Below are 3,443 nucleotides of genomic sequence, written 5' to 3' on the forward strand. Positions count from 1 at the left end.
TGGATCAGGCGCGCCGCTCAGGGCGATATGAGATCATGCTGTCGGTTCTGGTGGTCGCCGAATGGACTTATCTTGATTGGGCCACCCCGTTTGAGGGCCGTGCAGATGACCTGCCGTTTTGGCTGGGAGAGTGGATTACCCTGCATTCAGGCGACGGATTTACGCAGGTCGTGGCCTATTTGCGCGGTCAGCTGGATCAAGCGTGGGACACGCTCGATGACGCCGCCCGCGCAGACGTCACCGGGACCTTCGCGCAAGCGGTCCGTCTGGAACGCGCCTTTTTTGATGCGTCCTGGGCTGGCTTTACGGTCGAAAAATGACCGGTTGGCGGGCCGGGATCGCGGCGACATGTTTGATGTTGGCCCTGTGGCAAACCGTGATCTGGACCACGGGCGTCGCCCGTTTCATTTTGCCGCCGCCCGCCTTGGTCGCGCAGACCATCTGGGACAGCCGCGCGCTTTTGGCGGAACATGCACTCATCACAATGGCTGAAGTGCTCATTGGCCTCGTGCTGGGCGCAGCACTTGGGTTTGTGTCGGCCATCGGGCTGGTGGCCTCACCAACCGCCCGCGCGCTGGTGCGGCCCATCTTGGTATTCAGCCAAGCCGTGCCGGTCTTTGCCTTGGCCCCGATCTTGACCCTTTGGCTGGGCTTCGGGCTTTGGTCCAAGATCACAATGGCCCTGATCATCATTTATTTCCCGGTGACGTCCTCCTTTTTCGACGCGCTCATGCGGACGAATCGGGACTGGATCGGTTTGGCAAAAGTCATGGGCGCAAGCCGCGCGCGCATCATGTGGCATATCCGGGTCCCTGCGGCCTTACCCGGCTTTGCCTCCGGCCTGCGGCTGGCGGCGGTCTACGCGCCCATTGGCGCGATCATTGGCGAATGGGTTGGGGCCTCAAAGGGCTTGGGATATCTGATGCTTTTGGCAAATGGCCGCGCCAAGACGGACCTTATGTTCGCGGCGCTAATCGTGCTCGCGGTTCTGACGATCCTGCTGCACGCGGCGGTGAATAAACTGTGCGAAAAGACTTTAGATCAGCCAGAGTAGCCTGGGTTGGCACAGATTGAAAGCCGCTCTCGTTGTAAAGCCCGCTGATGTTCGCGGCATCAGCGAAGAGGGAAACGCCAAAAGCAACTCTGTCCGCGCGTCGCTTGCCCAACCTTACTACGGCGAAGGTAAGGATCGAGGATGTGGGCTGATCGCGAATGGTCGGTCTGGCGACGTTGATTGCGTCGTGGCACCAAAAGCGCTGCACATGCGAGCCAATGCTGCGTCAGCAATAGCCACGCCTGCACAAGTCTGGTTTGTCCGCAGACTGTGAGTTCGAGCGGATCAGGATTTCGGCAGTGCGGCGAAAGTCCGGTCTGGCGGGTCGCACCGCAGCGATGGTAACGCGTGTCCAATGGCCGGTATGGGCCGTTTATGATGACCTCAATTGGAGCGTTGCGCCGCTCCACCACGCTATGGATGAGAAGTTGGCTGGGGACACCCCACACCCCGATCCAATGATAAAAGAGCCATGGGAAACGAGCAAATGAAGGCCAATCTCGAAAAAGGAGAAGTCAGGAAACATTCGCCCGGTGTATTGGCAAGCATACCTTGAAGTTGCACAGATTAGCGTTACCCGAAATATGGTTAAACGATCATAAGAAATTGTTTAACGATCAGGCAAGGGGCCTTGGCCCCGCGCAGTTGTTTTGCTTGCAAAACGACGGAGCGCCCCCACGGCGTAAGTGGCAGACAGGTAGCTTTCAAAGCTACCTACAGTCTGTCTCTATAAGAAGCTATTCTGGTCCAATATTTTGGTTATCCACATAAAGCAGCTCATCTTGCACTGAGAAACCGAATTCCAGTTTTGAACTTTCATGAAGCCCGCCGAGCCTTTCTGTAGCCCAACAGAAAGGAAGGCATATGGCCTATCAATTTTTGCACATCGAGACATATTCCGAGGCCAGCAAGAAAGTCCACGGAACAGAGGATCATTACAACTGTGCGGCGCAAGTTCTCGGCGAAGCGATGCGGGTGCCCGCGTATTCCAAACATGTCGAGAACCCACGCAAGATCATCCCCGTCGGCGGCACGATGCCATTACGCCAGCTCCAAGAAAAACGCTCGGCAATTTTGGCGAACCTGCGTGAGACCGTTACCCAAAAAGATGGCACCACGTACACGCGCAAACTGCGCAAAGATGCGGCAACACTGTACACGGAAATCCATTCTCACCCCCTGCCCGCCGATGCGTTATTGAATGACAAGCAAGCTCATGCACCCGCGATCAAGGAATGGATCAACCGAGCCCTTACCGACTTTAAAACCCGCATTCCCGATGGAGTCGATTGGTCTGCTGTCATGCATTTGGACGAAGGGTTTGTGCATTTCCATATCATTGCAATCAACACGACAGATCCAAAACTAGACGCCAACAAGCTGCATGCCGGCAAGGCGGCCGCTGCAAAATTGAGGGAAGAATTGGAGACGCCTACGGCCGTCTCTGCTCTTCCGAAACCAACCTTAGAAAAGCGTCCCAACAAGCCTAAACAGCCCCGCCCTTCGAAAAACCGCGAAACGCAGAAAAAGAACAAAACAAAGCGTGCGGCACAGCTGGACGTCTGGGAAAAGGCCTGCGCAGAGGTGGCAGCCCGCAACGATGCATTGATGGCGCAATGGGACGCCGAAAACAGTGAGCATCTTAAAATCGCCCGTAAGGCACGTGGCGCAATCCCTGAAAAGCAAGCCTACACCAAAGCGCTAAAACAGCTCCAGGATCGATACTATGACAAGGTCGGAAGGCCCTGCGGTCTCCTGCGCGATGGACCGCGTAGACAGAGATTATCGACAAAGCAATATGACGCCCAGAAAACCACAGCGAAGAAAATCAAAGCGGATTTAGAGAGCATCCAGCAAAGTGAAAAACGTGCTGACGAAAACGCTGGGTATGCGCTCGATGCGAAGGAGCGCTACTTGCAAAAAGAAGCAGAACTGGACGCAGGGATTGAGGCGATGGATATACTCGTGACCCGAATGGCCGCTGGTGAAGCAGAAATTACCGAGGATGGTGTTGCGATGACAAACACGCCGCCCTTCTTGAAGCGCCTGTTTGGCCCCAAGCCACCGCGTGGTAAAGTTAGCCAACTGTTTCGGAAAATCGTCGCACTTCTTGGACAAAAGAACGCACGGCAACACACAGCGCCAAACCGGGGCCACAACCCAAAACCATGATCCACCCTTTTTTCTACGACCGATGAACCTTTTCGGCCCTTACCGGCCTTTCGCCGATCGGTCAGGATGCTGCGGTCGCAGCCCGCATAGCGGACCTTCGCCGCGAGCGCGAAATCAACTGATGGGCGAATTCACAGTTCGCGGACTTTGCTGTCGTTCGCTGCGGGTGCGCCAATGGCTTCTCCTAAAAGTTCCGAATTTCCATTCGGGATTCAAA

2 protein-coding genes and 1 pseudogene are annotated in these 3,443 nt (G+C 55.7%); all 3 read left to right on the forward strand.

Features of this window, described 5'->3' with window-relative positions; all coding sequences use genetic code 11:
* A pseudogene (locus ACTG3Z_RS17430) lies at nucleotides 1-320 on the forward strand (TenA family protein); the annotation flags it as partial.
* The gene (locus ACTG3Z_RS17435; protein WP_439144270.1) at nucleotides 317-1,054 is read left to right on the forward strand and encodes an ABC transporter permease; all 738 of its coding nucleotides are present in this window, start codon (nucleotides 317-319) and stop codon (nucleotides 1,052-1,054) included. The pseudogene ACTG3Z_RS17430 and the gene ACTG3Z_RS17435, both read left to right, overlap by 4 nt.
* Before the next feature lie 864 nt (nucleotides 1,055-1,918).
* Nucleotides 1,919-3,226, forward strand: a complete 1,308-nt coding sequence (locus ACTG3Z_RS17440; RefSeq protein ID WP_439144271.1) for a Mob protein — start codon at nucleotides 1,919-1,921, stop codon at nucleotides 3,224-3,226.
* Nucleotides 3,227-3,443 lie beyond the last annotated feature (217 nt).

The sequence above is a fragment of the Planktotalea sp. genome (genome assembly GCF_965659345.1).
Lineage (GTDB): Bacteria > Pseudomonadota > Alphaproteobacteria > Rhodobacterales > Rhodobacteraceae > Planktotalea.